Raw genomic sequence first — 17,233 nt, 5'->3', positions numbered from 1 at the left:
GTACGTCCCCTTTTTACTGAGTTTTCTGTTTTGTACATATTTTTGCAATTGTTTTAATCACGCATGAACAGATTGATTACGTGCAGGATTCCGTCTTCGTCGTTCGTGCGGGTTACAAAGTCAGCAGAGTCCTTTACTGTTGGCTGGGCATTCCCCATTGCAACGCCCAGTCCGGCATATTCGATCATGGATACGTCGTTATAGCCGTCGCCGCAGCAGATCATTTCATCTGCAGTCATTCCCAGGCTGTTGAGCAGCTTCTGAAGGGAAGTGGCCTTGTCGATATTCTGGGGCATGATTTCAAGAAAGAAGGGCTCGGAGCGGTAAATGCTCAGAAGGCCGTGATATGTTTCTTTCAGGTGAGGCATCAGCGCTTCCAGAACTTCCGGCTCCCCGGGCAGGAGCAGCTTGTTTACCGAAGGCGGAAGAATGGAAGGGAAATCTTCTGATACAATGACTTCCATATCATTAATACGGGATTCCAGCATAGTGTACCGGCCCGGTTCTTTTGCTGAGAAAATTTCTGTATCGCTGTAGGAAATGATATTTACGCCTTCCTGATCCCGGACGGATTCATAGATGGGCCGTATAACCTCCGGCGGCACGGTTTTATTGTAGATGAGTCTGCCGGTGGAACACTGGGTGATTCTGGCGCCGTTGAAGGAAAGCATATATCCCCCGTATTTTTTCAGATCCAGCTCTTCCGCCAGGGGAACAACTCCGTTGATCGGGCGGCCGCTGGCCAGAACAACGATCCGGCCTTCCTGCTGAATTTCTATAAGAGCCTTTCTGGTAGGCTCTGTAATTTCTTTCTTTGAATTTGTCAGTGTGCCGTCAAGATCCAGCACCAGTACCTGATATTTCATGATTTTGTTTCCTCTTTGCGGAGACGGTCCACGATCTCCGGAAATTCCATTCCATGGGATGCCTTTACAAGAATTGTATCACCGGTCTGTAAAATCTGATCCATATTCCGGAAAAACGCTTCTTTTGACGGAAAATGATAAATCTTCATATCTCCGGCGGCGTTTTCTTCAGCTCCCCGTGCCATTTCGGAAGAAAGAGAACCAATGCAGATAAGAACGCTGATCTTCTGTTCGGCAGCGTATTTCCCGATTTCGTAGTGCATTTCTTTTTCCGTTGGGCCCAGTTCAAACATATCACCGAGAACAGCTGCAGTTCTTGTGTCAGAGCGGGAAAGAACAGCCAGCGAGGATTTCATGGAAGCAGGGTTTGCATTGTAACAGTCATCAATAATTGAAAACCTTGCTGTACGGATCAGGTTGTTACGTCCTGCGATTGGAAGCAGGGATTCGATTCCGAGGATCATTTCCTCTTCTGTGAGACCCATGGCACTTCCTACGGCAATCCCGGCCAGCGCGTTGTACACCATATGATCTCCGGGAATGGAAATATGTGCCCGAAACCGATGGGAAGGAGTGATAAAGAGCGCGTCTGTGCCCTCCATGCCCCGGTCAGTAATATCTTCTGCGTGGAAGGGACAGGACGGATTCAGTCCGAAATATACCGGGTCCAGTCCGTTGGAAGGCTGGAAGGAGCAGAGTTTGTCGTCATCTCCATTGAGAAAAATGGTGCCCTCCGGATTCATATAATCAAACATCTCTGTTTTGGCTTTTAAGATGCCGTCCCGGGAGCCCAGCGTTTCCAGATGGGCAAATCCGATGTTTGTAATCACGCAGATATCCGGCTGCGCGATTTTTGCCAGCCGGGTCATCTCGCCGAAATCGCTGATTCCCATCTCAAGAACCGCTACCTGGTGTTCCTCTCTGATGTTAAAGACGGTCAGAGGCAGTCCGATTTCGTTATTAAAGTTTCCCTCTGTTTTCAGTACACGGTATTTCTGCGAAAGAACAGAGGCGATCATTTCCTTTGTACTTGTTTTGCCCACACTGCCGGAGATGCCTACAACTTTGATATCCAGACTTCTGCGGTAGTGCGCCGCAATGTCTTTGAGTGCCTGCAGGCAGGAAGAAACTTTGATCCAGGGAAAGGAAACGTCTCCCAGATCTTCTTCTGACACTGCGCATAAAGCGCCGTTTTCCATTACCTGAGGAATAAAAGAGTGTCCGTCCACCCGGGCGCCTTTCAGGGCGATAAACAGACCGTTTTTCTCCACTTTCCGGCTGTCGGTGGCTACATTTTCCACCTTCTGCAGAGCGGAAGCGGGATCTCCGTGGTAAACGCCTCCGCAGGCCTGCGTGATTTCATTTAAAGACATGTTTTTCATATCTGAAAAGCTTCCTTTCTTATTGATAACGGGCTTTCAGTGATTCCTGAATGATCATCTCGCACAGATCACCGTACTCGATTCCCACGGCCGCTGCTTCCTTTGGCAGCAGGCTTGCCGCGGTCATGCCAGGCAGTGTGTTCATCTCAAGACAGTAGAGGTTTCCCTGGTTATCCAGAAGGAAATCTGCCCGACTGTATACATTCAGTTTCAGCGCATGGAAGGCTCTTTCTGTAAGCTTCATCATGCGGGCTGCGGTTTCCTTCGGAATATCTGCGGGGCAGACTTCCTCGGTGGCTCCGTCCTGATATTTGTTGGCGTAGTCAAAAAACCCGGTTTTCGGAATGATTTCGATAGGGGGAAGCGCCTTCCCGCTGATGATGCCGCAGGCAAATTCCCGGCCGCGGATGTATTCTTCTACAATGACTTCATCTTCATAACAGAAGGATTTTTCCAGCGCCTGACTGTATTCTTCTTCTGTATTTACAATATATACGCCAATGCTGGAGCCGCCGGAACAGGGCTTTACTACGACAGGCAGACTTAAGCCCAGAGCAGCGAGGGAGCGGTCTGCAGAGAATCTGTAAAGTGCAGCTCCCTTCGGCGTGTCAATGCCGGCCTGAAGAAAAATTTCTTTGGTAAATCCCTTGTCCATGGCTACGGCGCAGCCCAGCGAGTCCGGACCTGTGTAGCGGATGCCCAGCAGGTCAAAGGTTGCCTGGAGCTTCCCGTTTTCGCCTTCTCCTCCGTGGAGGCCGAGGAAGGTAATGTCCGCCAGACGGCACAGTTCAATAACATTCGGTCCCAGGAAACAGTCGGACTGATCCGGGCGGGATGCCTTTACAGCCGCCAGATCCGGTTCGCTGGTGCTGATATTTTTTGCGATTTCAAGACCGTGTCCCGGAAGCGTGAATACGTCTTCCAGATTTTCCGGCGCATTTTCCAGTCCCAGGAATACATCCAGAAGGAAAGCGTCGTGGCCTTTCTCGAGCAGTGTACGGCAGATGCCGGCGGCGGAAGCGAGAGAGACGTCACGCTCTGTGCTCAGGCCGCCTGCTAAAACGATAATTTTCATTTCTATTTATACTCCTTTGCTATATTTCATAATCTGACATTTATCTGACCGCGGTCAGTTACATATTGACACTGTTCAGAAGTTCAGCCTTTGTATCGTAAAGCTTTCTGGACAGATCTACATATACTTTATGAGGGTTAAAGAGACGTTTTGTTTCATCCCATAAGGTGTCTTTCTCCTGGCGGCAGAATTCCGCAATCTCCTTTACGGAAGGAGACTGATATTTGCATTCGCCGTGGATGAAAATGGGCTGAAGAATCTCTTTCATTGTATAAGTGCCTCCCGGAAGACGGGTTTTCTTCCAGGTTGCATTCGGGTCAAACAGCAGGAGATCTTCTGAAGGATCATAAACTTCATCCACGAAGCAGATCAGATCTGCCCGCATTTTCCCGGTTTCCTTATCGTAAATCCGGTAGATTGTCTTATTGCCCGGATTAGTGATTTTTTCTGTGTTTTCAGATATTTTGATCTTCGGTACAAATTCTCCGGCTTCGTTTTGAATGGCGGCCAGCTTGTATACGCCTCCAAAAGACGGGCAGTCCTTGGAAGTTATCAGATTGGTTCCGACGCCCCAGGAGGTAATGGCAGCGCCCTGGATTTTTAAGTCATTGATCAGAAATTCATCCAGGTCGTTGGACGCGGCGATGACCGCGTCTTCAAATCCGGCCGCATCCAGCATCTTGCGGGCTTTTTTTGAAAGGTAGGCAAGATCTCCGGAATCCAGGCGGATGCCGTAGCTTTTCGGTTTGATTCCGGCGTCGCGCATTTCCTGGAATACCCGGATGGCATTGGGAACACCGGATTTCAGTGTGTCATATGTGTCTACCAGAAGAGTGCAGGAATCCGGGTAAAGACGGGCGTACTCTTTGAAGGCTGTGTATTCGTCTTTAAAGCTCATAATCCAGCTGTGCGCATGGGTTCCCAGCACAGGTACGTCAAACATTTCCCCGGCCAGTACGTTGGAAGTTCCCACACATCCGCCGATCATGGCGGCTCTTGCGCCGTAAAGACCTGCATCCGGGCCCTGAGCCCGGCGAAGGCCGAATTCCATGACGCCGTTGCCCTGGGCCGCATAGACAACCCGGGACGCCTTGGTGGCGATCAGGCACTGGTGGTTGATAATATTTAAAATGGCTGTTTCCACAAGCTGTGCCTCCATAATCGGAGCGATAACTTTTACGATCGGTTCTTTCGGGAAGATTACGCTTCCCTCCGGGATGGCATAAATGTTTCCGCTGAAATGAAAGCCGCTTAGATAATGCAGAAAGTCATCGCTGAAGATACCCAGGCTTCTCAGATAATCCACATCTTCATAGGAAAAGTTCAGATTTTTGATATATTCTATGACCTGTTCCAGCCCGGCCATGATCGAATAGCCGCCTTTATTCGGATTATCACGGAAAAACACATCAAAAATAACAGTTTCGTTTTCCTGGGTTTCAAAGTAGCCCTGCATCATAGTCAGTTCATACAGGTCGGTCAGCAGTGTGAGATTCTGTGCACTCATAACATTTCCCTCTTTTCATTTGCCGTGCGCCCGGTGTGGGCGGCGATCAGTACATATTTGCCTTGCCGGTCCGGAGTTGTGCAATAAAAATTCCGGACAGACACATTTTCTACGATTATAGCACAAGTGCCGGGAAAGTAAAAGGAAAACCAGCCCTTGTCTTCCACAACCATTTTCCGTATAATGTATTACAGTTCACACATGCACTCGCGGAAGCGTTCTGCCGGTGTGCAAGCTGGCTTGCAAAGCCGGCAGAACGCTTCCGTGAGTATATGGCGGACGCCATCAGCGAGAAGGAGTGGCGAAGCCGCGGAATCGAGCTGGCATGTGTGTGATATCTGAAAAATAAACAAGAAAGAGTTGCTTAAGATATGAGAATAAGAAGCAGATTTGCAGTCAGATGTGCAAAGATAACAAGTTTTTTGATTAAGAAGATGAACCGGGGAAGCGGCGTGACTCTCCCGGGATATGTGGCCCGCCGGATTGATCCCCACATTTTAAAGGAAATATCCGGTCAGGTGCGGGAGAAGATTCTTGTCACAATGGGGACGAACGGAAAGACAACAACAAATGCGATCCTGTGCAGGGCACTGGAGTCAGAAGGAAAGAAGGTTATTATTAACCGGACCGGCGCCAATATGATGAACGGCATCATTTCTGCCTTTGTGCTGGCAACAGACAGGAAAGGACGTCTGGATGCGGACTTTGCCTGTATCGAGGTGGACGAGCTGGCGGCCGTGGGAGTGCTGCCCCAGCTGCAGCCGGACTGCGGCGTACTGACCAATATATCCAGGGATCAGCTGGACCGTTTCGGTGAGGTGGATATTACATTTAACAAGCTGATGGCGGCAGTTACCAGTGTGCCGGATATGAAACTGATTATTACATGCGACGATATTCTTTCCTGTTCCCTGGCCCAGGAAAGCGGCAATCCTTATGTGACCTGCGGTATCAGTGAACAGATCTTTGACGATATCTCCCGGTCTGAGATACGGGAAAGCATTTTCTGCAGAAAATGCGGAAGCAAACTGGAGTATGATTTTTTTCATTATGGACAGCTGGGCATTTACCACTGTCCGTCCTGCGGATGGAAGAGGCCCGATCCGGATTATTCGGCAGAAAACATAACGCTGAGAGAGGACGGACTGTATTCCTTTGATCTGGACGGACAGCACATTGATTCTACGGCAAGGACTCCCTACAATATATATAATACCCTTTCTGCCTATACGGCGCTTAAGACTGCGGGAGCAGGGTATAAAGAATTTAAGAACATGATCGAGGCGTTTGATTATGGCAATAACAGGGAAAGCATTTTCTATATTGAAGGCGCGAAAGTTCAGCTTCACCTGGCGAAGAATCCCATCGGTTTCCAGCAGAAGGTATCTCTGGTACTGAAGGATCCGGAGCCAAAGGATATTATTATTCAGATTAATGATACGTCCCAGGACGGCACGGACATTTCCTGGCTGTGGGATGTGGATTTCCAGTATCTGGGAGACAGCAATGCGGCTTCCATAACCACTGCGGGAACAAGAAAATATGATATGGGGCTCCGTCTGAAATATGAGGATATCCCCTGCGGTTCCACTACGGATATGAGAAGCACGATTCTTGAGCTGGTAAAAAACGGCACAAAAAATCTTTATGTGATTGTTAATTATTCCGGCCTGTACAGAACAAATCATCTTCTGACAGAGCTGGAGAAAGAAACGGAAGGAGGCGGGAGCAGATGAAACTGACAATCGGACACTTATACCCGGATCTGCTGAATCTGTACGGAGACAGAGGAAATATCCAGTGCTTCCGCAAAAGGCTTGAGTGGAGAGAAATTGAAGCGGAAGTGATTCCCTTCCTCTCCGGAGATAAGATTGATTTTTCCTGTCTGGATATTGTACTGCTGGGCGGCGGTTCTGACAGAGAGCAGGAGCTGGTGTGCGGCTATCTGAAAGATATCCGGGACGACTTTAAACAATATGTAGAAGAAGGCGGCGTGGTGCTGGCAGTGTGCGGCGGATATCAGCTGCTGGGGAAATATTATAAAACCCAGACAAAGACCATAGAAGGGCTGGCGATTCTGGATATCACGACAGAGTGGGAGCCGGAGCGTCTGGTGAAAAATATTATACTGGACAGCCCGCTGTTTGATATGCCTGTGGTAGGATTTGAAAATCACGGAGGACGCACATACATCGGAAAGCACACTCCTCTTGGAAAAGTATTTTTCGGATACGGAAATACGGGAAAATCCGGATACGAAGGAGTGGTTTATAAAAATGTAATCGCAACCTATCTGCACGGGCCGCTGCTTCCGAAAAATCCGCAGGTATGCGATTACCTACTGGAGAGAGCGCTGAAACGGAAATACGGCGGAGATGTCGAACTTGCCCCGCTTGCGGATGAGCTGGAGCGCAGCGCCAACAGTTATATTGCAGAAAGGTACAGTGATAAAAAGTATATTCTCAAGGAAACCATTAAAAAGCATACTTAAATTAAGACGCGGGAAGAAAAATAGGATGCGTCTCAGAAAACAGGTGATGTTATGGGGCATACGTATGTAATGTCGGATATACATGGCATGGCAGAATTGCTGGAGAAAATGCTCCGGAAGATCGCGTTTTCTCCGGCGGACATGTTATACATTCTGGGCGACATGATCGACAGAGGACCGGATCCTGCCGGGGTGATTGAGCTTGTAGCATCCCGGAAAAATATCGTGGCGCTGCGAGGAAACCACGAAGATATGTTTGCGGAATGGTATGAATATACAGAAGACAAGTCGGAAGGATATTTTTATAATACATATGAAATCCTGATGAGCAGCGATTCTGCAAGAGAGAAAATTCCGGAGTATGTACGGTGGATGAAAAAGCTCCCTCTTTATAAAAAGGTGAAAAGTAAAGATACGTGCTATGTTATGGCACATGCGTCTACAGAAGGCATTTTTGAAATATGGAAGAAAAAGGATACGTTTCTGTGGGAAAGCGGGGTGACCGGCAGCAGGCGGAGCCTTCCGGGCTATATTTCTATTGTAGGACATGTCCCTACGTTTATTCTCAGGGGCTATTCGAAAGAGCCTGCAGAGATCTGGCGCAGCCCGGACGGAAGACTCCTGGATGTAGACTGCGGTGCGGCGTTTCCGGAATACGGGGGACGGCTGGGCTGCTTTTGCCTGGAAACCGGAGAAGAATTTTACGTCTCGGCGGCAGCGGAGTAAGCTCCGGAATTCTTGCCGAAGCGCCCGGAATGTGGTATGCTTTTTTTATCAGACGGGAAATTGCCGCAGAATCTTAATGCCAGGGGATTATCCGCTGACAGAGCAGACTGCGGTCGGCAGCCGGGAGATTTGACAGATTTGTTTTTATAGAAAGAAGATGGGAAAATGAATGTAAGAGAAATGAGAAACGAAGCGCTCGGAAGACGTGTGGCAGAAGCACTGAAATCAAGAAATATGGATGCCTGGTACGTAAAGACAAAGGAAGAGGCGGTTCGTAAAGCTCTGGAGCTGATTCCGGAAGGCAGCACGATAAATATGGGCGGTTCGGCTTCTGTAAGGGATTCCGGACTTACTGAGGCGGTACGTTCCGGAAATTATGTGTTTTATGACAGAGACAAAGCATCCACTCCGGAAGAAAAACAGGAGATTGCTCTTAAGGCGTTTACCAGCGACTGGTATCTGGGCAGTGTCAATGCCATGAGCGAGGACGGGGTGTTTGTCAATATTGACGGAAATGCAAACCGGGTAGCTGCATATGCTTTCGGACCGAAAAATGTCCTGCTGATTGTGGGAATGAACAAAGTGGTCAAGACGGAGGAAGATGCCATGCACAGAGCCAGAAACGAGGCGGCGCCGATTAATACACAGCGTTTTGGAATTAACACTCCCTGTGTGAAAAACGGAAGCTGCTTTGACTGTAAAAGTCCGGACTGCATCTGCTGCCAGATTCTGGTGACAAGATTCAGCCGTATTCCGAAGCGGTTCAAGATTATTCTTGTAGATGAGAATCTGGGATACTGATGGCTTTATGGCCGGTGAACGGACCGGCGGCCGGAAAAAAGATGCCGGTAACACAGGAAGATCTGAAAAAATGCAGACTAGAGATGGTTAGGAGAAAAGTAAGATGGACAGAGAAGCTAAAGACAGGCCGGTACGAGGCCGGGGGGAGCAGGAAATACGCAGGACACAGTCAGGACATCCGGTTTCCGGGCAGGGGAGAAGGCGTCCGGGGACAGGTTCCTCTGATTTGAAAAAAAATAATATCCGGAGAGAGGGCACTTCAAGAGCATCGTATCAGGAAGATGGAATCCGGAGAAGTACATCCCGGGATGACGGAATCCGGAGAAATGCGGCACAGAGAGGAATAACCCGGGATGACGGGATTCAGAGAAAGTCTGTTCCGGATGACGGGATCCGAAGAAGCACATCCCAGAAGAACGGCGGGCATAAAAGCAAAGGCACTCCGGGGACGGAGTCCAGGCGTCCGGGCGGAAAAAAGAGCAAGAAAAAGAGAACGGCATTTGACGCAGTATCAACTGTGGTACTTATCGCGGCGGTCTGTGTGTTTGTTTTCTCACTGTATCAGCTTGTAATCATGCTTGTGCCTTATTATACCGGAAGCAAAGAGTATGACGAGATCCGCGATCTGGCGGTTACATCAGATGCCGACGGAGGCGGATTCAGCGTAGACTTTGATGTGCTTATGAAAGAAAATCCGGACACGATCGGATGGATCCGTTTTGACGAGCCGGCAGTTATCAATTATCCGGTTGTAAAGAGCGCAGATAACGAGGATTATCTGACAAAGACGTTTACGGAAAATGATAATAAGCTGGGGGCTATTTTTGTGGATTACCGGAACAGTTCTGATTTTTCGGACAGGAATACATTTATATACGGACATAATATGAGAGTGGGCGAGCAGATGTTTTCCCAGCTTAAGAATTACAGAGATGAAGAGTATGGGAAAAAGTATCCGTACTTTTATATCTATACACCTTCCGGAGAAGTTCGTACATATACAATCTTCTCGGCAGGCGTTGTAGATGCGCGGTCAGACAATTATAAAATCGAGTATGCGTCTGACGAGGAATATCAGGAATATCTTGATCTGTGTCTTGAGTCATCGCTGTATGATTTCGGCGTAGAGGTGAATACAGATTCCCAGATTGTCAGCCTTTCTACTTGTACCAGTGTTACAGAAAACGAAAGATTTCTTGTGCACGGCGTGCTGACGCAGATTGATTAGCAGGCATATTGTATCGCTGTGTGAAACGCAGGTGATGCATTGCCGGGTTCCGGATGAAAGGAGAAGAATAATGGCAGACAGGTTTGCAGTGGGAGATGTTATCAGAATGAAGAAACCCCACCCCTGCGGAAGCCATGAGTGGGAAGTTCTCCGGGTGGGAGCGGATTTCCGCCTGAAATGTATGGGGTGCTCGCATCAGATCATGGTTCCCCGCAGGCTGGTGGAAAAAAATACAAAGCAAATCACGAAAAAAGCTTGAAACACCAACTTTCTTATGGTATGATAGTTAACCGTGACATACTTTTGGATTTATTCCTATAAGTAATCAAATATCCTTGTTCCCGGAATGAAGCCGGGAGCCGGAGACCATAAGGAGGTGCAGAAGCATGAACAAGTATGAATTAGCTGTTGTTGTAAGCGCAAAACTCGAAGACGAAGCAAGAGCAGACGTAATCGAGAAAGTGAAAGCTCTGATCACACGTTTCGGCGGCAACGTGACAGACGTGGATGAGTGGGGCAAGAGAAGATTCGCTTACGAGATCCAGAAGATGAAAGAAGGATTTTATTACTTCGTCCACTTCGAGGCTGACAGTACAGTTCCGGGTAATGTGGAGCAGCGTATCCGCATCATGGACAACGTACTCAGATATTTATGCGTGAAACAGGAAGCATAAGCGGAAAGAGGTATATATGAATAAGGCAATTTTAGTAGGACGGTTGACAAGAGATCCTGAAGTGAGATATTCCCAGGGAGAAAACGCGACGGCAGTTGCCAGATATACAGTGGCTGTTGACCGCAGATTTAAAAGGGACGGAGAGCCTAGCGCAGATTTTATTCCGTGTGTTGTGTTCGGACGTTCCGCGGAGTTCGCGGAGAAGTATTTCCGTCAGGGAATGAGGGTTTCCATATCCGGGCGTATTCAGACCGGAAGCTACACGAACAAAGACGGCGTGAGAGTATATACAACAGAGGTGATCGTGGAAGAGCAGGAGTTTGCGGAGAGCAGAGCTGAGAGTGAGGCCAACAGGGCATCCTATCATCAGTCGGCGCCGACGCCGGCACCGAGTGCTCCGGCAGGCGATGGTTTTATGAATATTCCGGATGGCGTTGAAGAAGAGTTGCCGTTTAATTAGACCGGCAGCACTGAGTGAGCGCGGGCATACAGATGCGGTGTGAACACAGTGTGATGCCAGGATAAGCATTTCGGTGCTGAGAAAGGAGAACCATCATGGCTTACGAAAAAGGAAGCAAACCAGAAGGCGGCTTCAAGAGAAGAGGCCCGGCGCGCAGAAGAAAAAAAGTGTGCGTATTCTGTGGTAAAGAGAATAACGAGATTGATTACAAGGACGTAGCAAAGTTAAAGAAATATGTTTCTGAGAGAGGAAAAATTCTTCCGAGAAGAATCACAGGAAACTGTGCAAAACATCAGAGAGCTCTTACAGTTGCAATTAAGAGAGCAAGACATATTTCCCTGATGCCGTACGTACAGGACTAATCAGAAATACAGAGACTGATTTCACGGGTAAAACCGGGAGGTCAGTCTTTTTTTGTCAAATTACTGCCGGAAGTATCCTCTGGAAATTTGTGCATATTATTGATATGTTATTGACATATGTTTATAATGATATATACTGATAGCAGAGCTGTATGAACGGAAGGAGGAGAGGATCGTGGCCAGACCGCAGAAGCAGAGATGTATCTGTTCAATTCCGCAGGTTACAGGGTTTTCGCCGCTGGGATGTGAGGCGTCCGGCAGTGTCAACCTTACATATGACGAGTACGAAGTGATCCGTCTGCTGGATTATATGCAGATGACCCAGGAGCAGTGCGCTTACAGGATGGGAATCTCCCGCCCGACTGTGACGCGGATCTATGATGAAGGCCGCCGAAAAATGGCAGATATGCTTGTTAATGGCAGGACGCTTACCGTCGGCGGCGGTGATGTCTATGTCTGTCCGCAGATGCGGCCGGAGTGCGCGGGCGAGGAAAACTGCTGTCATAAAAATAAAGATCTGATCAGAGGATTCCGGGAAGTGCCGATTACAGCATCGGATAAAAGAGAAAACAAAGCGAGGTAAGTGAAAATGAAAGTACTCATCATTGGCGGTGTCGCGGCCGGAACCAAAACTGCGGCAAAATTAAAGAGAGAAGACAGAAGTATTGAGGTGACTGTAATCACAAAGGATCAGGATATTTCATATGCAGGATGCGGCCTGCCCTATTACGTAGGCGGTCTGATTGAGAGCAGAGACGAACTGATTGTAAATACACCTCAGAAATATTCCGGCCTTACAGGCGTGGAAGTGCGCACGGGGAAAGAAGCCGTAGCGCTGAATGCAGATAAAAAGGAAATTACACTTAAAGACGTACAGACCGGAAGTACAGAAGTCTGTTCTTTTGACAAACTGGTAATTGCAGTCGGCGCTTCGCCGGCGGAGCTGCCTGTTGAAGGCAGGGACCTTCCGGGTGTATTCAAAATGAGAACTCCGGATGATGCAGAAGGAATTCGTGTATATGCAGAAGAAAATAATGTGAAGAAAGCAGTTGTAATCGGCGCGGGCTTTATCGGACTTGAGGCTGCGGAGAATCTGCAGGCAAAAGGGATCAATGTAACAGTGATTGATTTTGCTTCCCAGATTCTTCCGAATATCCTTGACCCGGAGATGGCCGCATATGCAAAAAAACATCTTTTAAACCAGGGGATCCGTGTAATTACCGGAACCAGCGCGGAAGCGGTGCTGGGAACAGACAGGGTGACGGGAGTAAAGACATCGGCAGGTGTTCTGTCCTGTGAAATGATTATTATGGCGGCAGGAATCCGCCCGAATACCGGTTTCCTTCAGGATACAGGTATTGAGATGTTCAAGGGAACGATTCTCGTAGACGGACAGATGAAAACAAATCTTGATGATATCTATGCGGCGGGTGACTGTGTAATGGTAACAAACCGTATAACAGGAAAACGTCAGTGGTCTCCAATGGGATCTTCAGCGAATATGGAAGGACGTACCCTGGCGCAGGTGCTTGCCGGCGCACAGAAAACATATCCGGGCGTACTTGGAACCGGCGTGGTTAAGCTGCCGGGATTAAATATCGGACGCACCGGACTTACAGAAGAACAGGCAAAAGAGGCCGGCTATGATGTGATTACGGCTCTTGTGCCGACAGACGATAAGGCTCACTATTATCCGGATGCGTCATTTTTCATTACAAAACTGATTGCAGACCGGACGACAAGAAAACTGCTGGGCGTTCAGGTATTCGGCCCGGGTGAAGTAGACAAGATGGTGGATATCGCCGTTATGGGCATCAACATGGGAGCAAAACTGGATGATTTTGAGAACGCTGACTTTGCATATGCGCCGCCGTTTTCCACAGCGATCCATCCCTTTGTGCAGGCAGTTTACGTGCTTATGAATAAGATTGACGGAACAATTGTCAGCATGACTCCGGCAGAGTATGCGGCAGGAAAAGCCGAGGGATATCGCGTGGTGGATGTGCAGCCGGAACCGGCTGTCCGGGGAGCGTTCTATGTAAATCTGGCACAGGTAAACGGCGAGATCGAAGGATTAGGCAAAGACGAAAAGCTTCTGCTTGTATGCGCCAAAGGGAAGAGAGCGTACTTCCTTCAGAACAGGATGCGTTATTACGGGTATAAGAATACTGTTGTTCTGGAAGGCGCAACATTCTTCAATGATGTAAAGGTAAAAAACGCAGAGGCGGCGGTCTCAAAGGAAGAAGAGACACGTGTGAAGGCTCTGGGCTTCCTGAAAGATAAGAGAACTCCGGATAAATTCAACGGCCGTGTTATCACAAGAAACGGAAAGATTACGGCAGATGAGGCGAGAGTAATCGCAGAGGCAGCGGAAAAGTACGGAAGCGGAGAAGTAACCATGACTTCCCGTCTGACAATGGAGATTCAGGGCGTACCGTTTGATAATATTGAGCCCCTGAGAGAATATCTGATGCAGGCAGGCCTCGAAACAGGCGGTACCGGTTCCAAGGTGCGTCCGGTTGTATCCTGTAAAGGAACCACATGTCAGTACGGACTGATTGATACCTTTGCTCTGTCAGAAGAGATCCACGAGCGGTTCTATCACGGTTACCGGGAAGTGAAACTTCCTCACAAATTCAAGATTGCAGTGGGCGGCTGCCCGAACAACTGTGTAAAACCGGATCTGAACGATCTGGGCATTATCGGTCAGCGAGTGCCTCAGATTGATCTGGAAAAATGCCGCGGATGCAAGGTGTGCCAGATTGAAAATAATTGTCCGATTAAAGTGGCAAAACTGACAGAAAGCAAAATTACCATTGATGAAAATGCATGCAACCACTGCGGAAGATGCGTAGGTAAATGTCCGTTCCACGCAATCGAGGATTACACTAACGGTTACCGGATCTATATCGGCGGACGCTGGGGTAAGAAAGTAGCTCAGGGAAGATATCTGGATAAAGTCTTTACGGATAAAGACGAGGTCCTTTCTGTTGTGGAAAAAGCAATCCTTCTCTTCCGTGAACAGGGAATTACAGGCGAGCGTTTCGCGGATACCGTCGCAAGAATCGGCTTTGAAAATGTTCAGGAACAGCTTCTGTCAGATGATCTGCTGGTAAGAAAAGAAGAGAATATCAAGGCACAGAAACACCTGAAAGGCGGGGCGACCTGCTGATCCGGTCCGCTTTGGAATTTATCGGGAACTGTGATTGGAGATACATCCGAAAACATCCGGATACAGAGCAAAGCAGATCGTATACGGAGACCGGATGAGGAAGTTCTGAACTCCGTTCCGCAGAATAATAAATAAAACTTAACACCCCGGATACAGGCTAAAGACGGAATTTTCAATGGAAACTTGCGTTACGTTCGCACAGTTCCATTGAAAATTCTGACGCCTGTATCCGGGGTGTTAAGTTTTACTGATATCCCTCCGCATATTTGTGAATACGTGAGTCGAATGGATCGGCCATTTTCCGGCTCGATTTTTTGTAGTGGAATAAAAGGGAAAAAGATGATATAATAACACTATTGTAACGAAATACATCTGCAGCACGGATTTTGGGCGGCGCATGCGTGCCGGACTCAAATATGCGGTGAGGGAATGGCTTATGAAGAAAAAGAGAGAGAGAATGCGATTAAAAGGACAGCTCAGGATGTACATGCAGTGGCCGCTTATTATGACGATTCTTCTTGTGGCTATGAACATCTGGACATATGCGGTTGATAAGAAAGCCGGATTTATAATGTCACTTTTTGTTCTCGTCTATTTTGCTATTGCAAGTGCGCTGTACTTTTATAACCGTTCTCTGATTTTTGCTGATCTTGTCCAGTTTTCGGCACAGTATAAGGGAATTGAGAATTTGTTGTTAAAGGAGCTGGCTATCCCCTATGCGATTACGTTGGAAGACGGACATATTTTATGGGAAAACGACTGCTTTGAGACTTTGATAGAAGGGCAGAAAAGAGAGAAATACCTGAACAGAATTATTCCGGAGCTTCATCCCGGCGTGTTTCCGAAAAATGATGTGGAGCACGTAGAGCTGGAAGTGAGTTTCCGGGACAGAGACTATCAGGTGGAACTTCGCCGGGTGTCGGTGGAGGGATTCAGTGAGAAGGAAGAACTTCTGCAGATTCCGGAGGAGAAGGAGTTCTTTATTGCGGTTTATATGAAGGACGTTACGGAGCTGAACGCATATATCCGCGAGAATGAAGAACAGCGCATGATTGCCGGACTGATTTATATCGACAATTATGACGAGGTCATGGAGAGTGTAGAGGAAGTGCGTCAGTCTCTTCTGGTAGCTCTCATTGACCGGAAGATCAATAAATATATCGGCGATGTGGACGGTATTGTCAAGAAAATGGAGAAGGACAAATATTTTGTTGTTATACGGAAAGAAAGCTATAAGAAAATTAAAGAAGATAAGTTCTCCATTCTTGAGGAAGTAAAACAGGTAAATATCGGAAATGCCCGTTCGGCAACACTGAGTATCGGTCTCGGACTGAATACGGCCACATATGCGCTGAGCTATCAGTATGCCCGGGTGGCTATCGATCTTGCGCTTGCCAGAGGAGGGGACCAGGCGGTAATCAAAGATTGCAATGGGATTACTTACTTTGGCGGCAAAAAGGAACAGACATCAAAGAATACCCGTGTGAAGGCCAGGGTAAAAGCAGAAGCGCTGAGAGAATTTATTGTGACAAAGGATCAGGTTATCGTAATGGGACACAAGATCGCGGATCCGGATTCTTTCGGAGCATGTATGGGAATCTACCGGGCAGCGGTAAGTCTGGAGAAGAAGGCACACATTGTAATTAATGAAGTGTCGGGATCAATTCGTCCTCTGTATGATGAAATTGCAGAGAGCCCGGCCTATGAAGATGATATTTTCCTTACATCTGATCAGGCCCTTGACTATGTCAACGACAATACCATGGTGATTGTGGTAGACACGAATAAACCGCAGATGACAGAGTGCCCGGAACTTCTGAAACGGTCCCGCATGATTGCAGTGCTTGATCATCACCGGCAGGGGAGCAATATTATTGAAAACGCAGTCCTTTCCTATGTGGAACCTTACTCTTCATCTACCTGTGAAATGGTGGCGGAAGTACTGCAGTATATTGTGGATGACATCAAATTCCCATCGGTTGAGGCTGACTGCCTGTATGCGGGAATTATGATTGATACAAGAAACTTTATGAACCGGACCGGCGTGAGAACCTTTGAGGCGGCCGCATATCTGAGACGATGCGGAGCAGATATTACCCGCGTGCGCAAAATGTTCCGGGATGATATAGAATCCTATCGCGCGAAAGCCGAGGCGGTAAGAATGGCTGAAGTTTACCGGAGTCAGTATGCGATTGCCCAGTGCCCCGGTGATATTGAAAGCCCGACGGTACTCGCGGCGCAGGCGGCCAATGAGCTGCTGGATATCAGCGGTATAAAGGCATCTTTTGTGCTTACGATATATGAAGGGAAAATTTATATGAGCGCACGTTCCATAGATGAGGTTAATGTGCAGATTATAGCAGAGAAGCTGGGCGGCGGAGGACATATTAATTCCGCGGGAGCACAGTTTGACCACACAAATATGGACGAGGCGATTCAGACCCTGAAACAGACAATAGACCAGATGATTGAGGAAGGAGATATATAAA

The 17,233-nt window shown here is 48.0% G+C and carries 18 protein-coding genes; 14 read left to right on the top strand and 4 right to left on the bottom strand.

Going from position 1 to position 17,233, the window contains the following annotated elements; genetic code table 11:
- Positions 1-53: 53 nt before the first annotated feature.
- From AC0QUU_RS00555 to AC0QUU_RS00540, 4 genes are read right to left on the bottom strand one after another with little or no spacing between them, the layout of a single operon-like run.
- Positions 54-866, bottom strand: a complete 813-nt coding sequence (locus tag AC0QUU_RS00555; protein ID WP_474543893.1) for a Cof-type HAD-IIB family hydrolase — start codon at positions 864-866, stop codon at positions 54-56.
- Positions 863-2,248: a UDP-N-acetylmuramoyl-tripeptide--D-alanyl-D-alanine ligase gene (locus AC0QUU_RS00550; RefSeq protein ID WP_474543891.1), complete on the bottom strand. Its 1,386-nt coding sequence runs from the start codon at positions 2,246-2,248 to the stop codon at positions 863-865. The genes AC0QUU_RS00555 and AC0QUU_RS00550 overlap by 4 nt, the downstream gene beginning before the upstream one ends.
- 19 nt (positions 2,249-2,267) lie before the next feature.
- Positions 2,268-3,323 (bottom strand): D-alanine--D-alanine ligase family protein, encoded by a 1,056-nt coding sequence (locus tag AC0QUU_RS00545; RefSeq protein ID WP_474543889.1) that lies wholly within the window; start codon positions 3,321-3,323, stop codon positions 2,268-2,270.
- Positions 3,324-3,381: 58 nt separating this feature from the next.
- Positions 3,382-4,830, bottom strand: a complete 1,449-nt coding sequence (locus tag AC0QUU_RS00540) for a nicotinate phosphoribosyltransferase (protein ID WP_474543886.1) — start codon at positions 4,828-4,830, stop codon at positions 3,382-3,384.
- A 35-nt stretch (positions 4,831-4,865) separates the two neighbouring features.
- Here AC0QUU_RS00540 and AC0QUU_RS00535 point away from each other — a divergent pair, with 35 nt between their 5' ends.
- From AC0QUU_RS00535 to AC0QUU_RS00470, 14 genes are all read left to right on the top strand, one after another.
- Positions 4,866-5,165, top strand: a complete 300-nt coding sequence (locus AC0QUU_RS00535) for a hypothetical protein (protein ID WP_474543884.1) — start codon at positions 4,866-4,868, stop codon at positions 5,163-5,165.
- Positions 5,166-5,201: 36 nt separating this feature from the next.
- Positions 5,202-6,566 carry a MurT ligase domain-containing protein gene (locus tag AC0QUU_RS00530; protein ID WP_474543882.1) on the top strand — a complete coding sequence of 455 codons (1,365 nt, stop codon included), beginning with the start codon at positions 5,202-5,204 and terminating at the stop codon, positions 6,564-6,566.
- Positions 6,563-7,321 (top strand): type 1 glutamine amidotransferase, encoded by a 759-nt coding sequence (locus AC0QUU_RS00525; protein WP_474543880.1) that lies wholly within the window; start codon positions 6,563-6,565, stop codon positions 7,319-7,321. Before AC0QUU_RS00530 ends, AC0QUU_RS00525 begins: the two co-directional genes overlap by 4 nt.
- Before the next feature lie 51 nt (positions 7,322-7,372).
- Positions 7,373-8,047 (top strand): metallophosphoesterase, encoded by a 675-nt coding sequence (locus tag AC0QUU_RS00520; protein WP_474543878.1) that lies wholly within the window; start codon positions 7,373-7,375, stop codon positions 8,045-8,047.
- Between the two features lie 165 nt (positions 8,048-8,212).
- Positions 8,213-8,848 (top strand): lactate utilization protein, encoded by a 636-nt coding sequence (locus tag AC0QUU_RS00515; RefSeq protein ID WP_474543876.1) that lies wholly within the window; start codon positions 8,213-8,215, stop codon positions 8,846-8,848.
- The gene (locus AC0QUU_RS00510; protein ID WP_474543874.1) at positions 8,848-9,078 is read left to right on the top strand and encodes a hypothetical protein; all 231 of its coding nucleotides are present in this window, start codon (positions 8,848-8,850) and stop codon (positions 9,076-9,078) included. Before AC0QUU_RS00515 ends, AC0QUU_RS00510 begins: the two co-directional genes overlap by 1 nt.
- Complete coding sequence (gene srtB, locus AC0QUU_RS00505; RefSeq protein ID WP_474543872.1) at positions 9,075-10,076, top strand: class B sortase; 1,002 nt, start codon at positions 9,075-9,077, stop codon at positions 10,074-10,076. The genes AC0QUU_RS00510 and srtB overlap by 4 nt, the downstream gene beginning before the upstream one ends.
- A gap of 70 nt (positions 10,077-10,146) precedes the next feature.
- The gene (locus tag AC0QUU_RS00500; protein WP_474543870.1) at positions 10,147-10,335 is read left to right on the top strand and encodes a DUF951 domain-containing protein; all 189 of its coding nucleotides are present in this window, start codon (positions 10,147-10,149) and stop codon (positions 10,333-10,335) included.
- Between the two features lie 127 nt (positions 10,336-10,462).
- Positions 10,463-10,750 carry a 30S ribosomal protein S6 gene (rpsF, locus tag AC0QUU_RS00495; RefSeq protein ID WP_474543868.1) on the top strand — a complete coding sequence of 96 codons (288 nt, stop codon included), beginning with the start codon at positions 10,463-10,465 and terminating at the stop codon, positions 10,748-10,750.
- A gap of 16 nt (positions 10,751-10,766) precedes the next feature.
- Positions 10,767-11,210, top strand: a complete 444-nt coding sequence (locus tag AC0QUU_RS00490) for a single-stranded DNA-binding protein (protein ID WP_474543866.1) — start codon at positions 10,767-10,769, stop codon at positions 11,208-11,210.
- Between the two features lie 95 nt (positions 11,211-11,305).
- Complete coding sequence (rpsR, locus tag AC0QUU_RS00485; RefSeq protein ID WP_022074687.1) at positions 11,306-11,572, top strand: 30S ribosomal protein S18; 267 nt, start codon at positions 11,306-11,308, stop codon at positions 11,570-11,572.
- A 175-nt stretch (positions 11,573-11,747) separates the two neighbouring features.
- On the top strand, positions 11,748-12,155 hold the full coding sequence (locus AC0QUU_RS00480) for a DUF134 domain-containing protein (protein ID WP_474543863.1): 408 nt from the start codon (positions 11,748-11,750) through the stop codon (positions 12,153-12,155).
- 6 nt (positions 12,156-12,161) lie between these two features.
- The gene (locus tag AC0QUU_RS00475) at positions 12,162-14,744 is read left to right on the top strand and encodes an FAD-dependent oxidoreductase (protein ID WP_474543861.1); all 2,583 of its coding nucleotides are present in this window, start codon (positions 12,162-12,164) and stop codon (positions 14,742-14,744) included.
- 436 nt (positions 14,745-15,180) lie between these two features.
- Entirely contained in the window at positions 15,181-17,232 is a 2,052-nt protein-coding gene (locus AC0QUU_RS00470; RefSeq protein WP_474543859.1) for a DHH family phosphoesterase, read from the top strand.
- Position 17,233 lies beyond the last annotated feature (1 nt).

The sequence above is a fragment of the Mediterraneibacter sp. HA8405 genome (assembly GCF_056148955.1).
The sequence above is the reverse complement of the archived record's forward strand: the minus strand, read 5'-3'. Positions and strand labels throughout refer to the sequence as shown.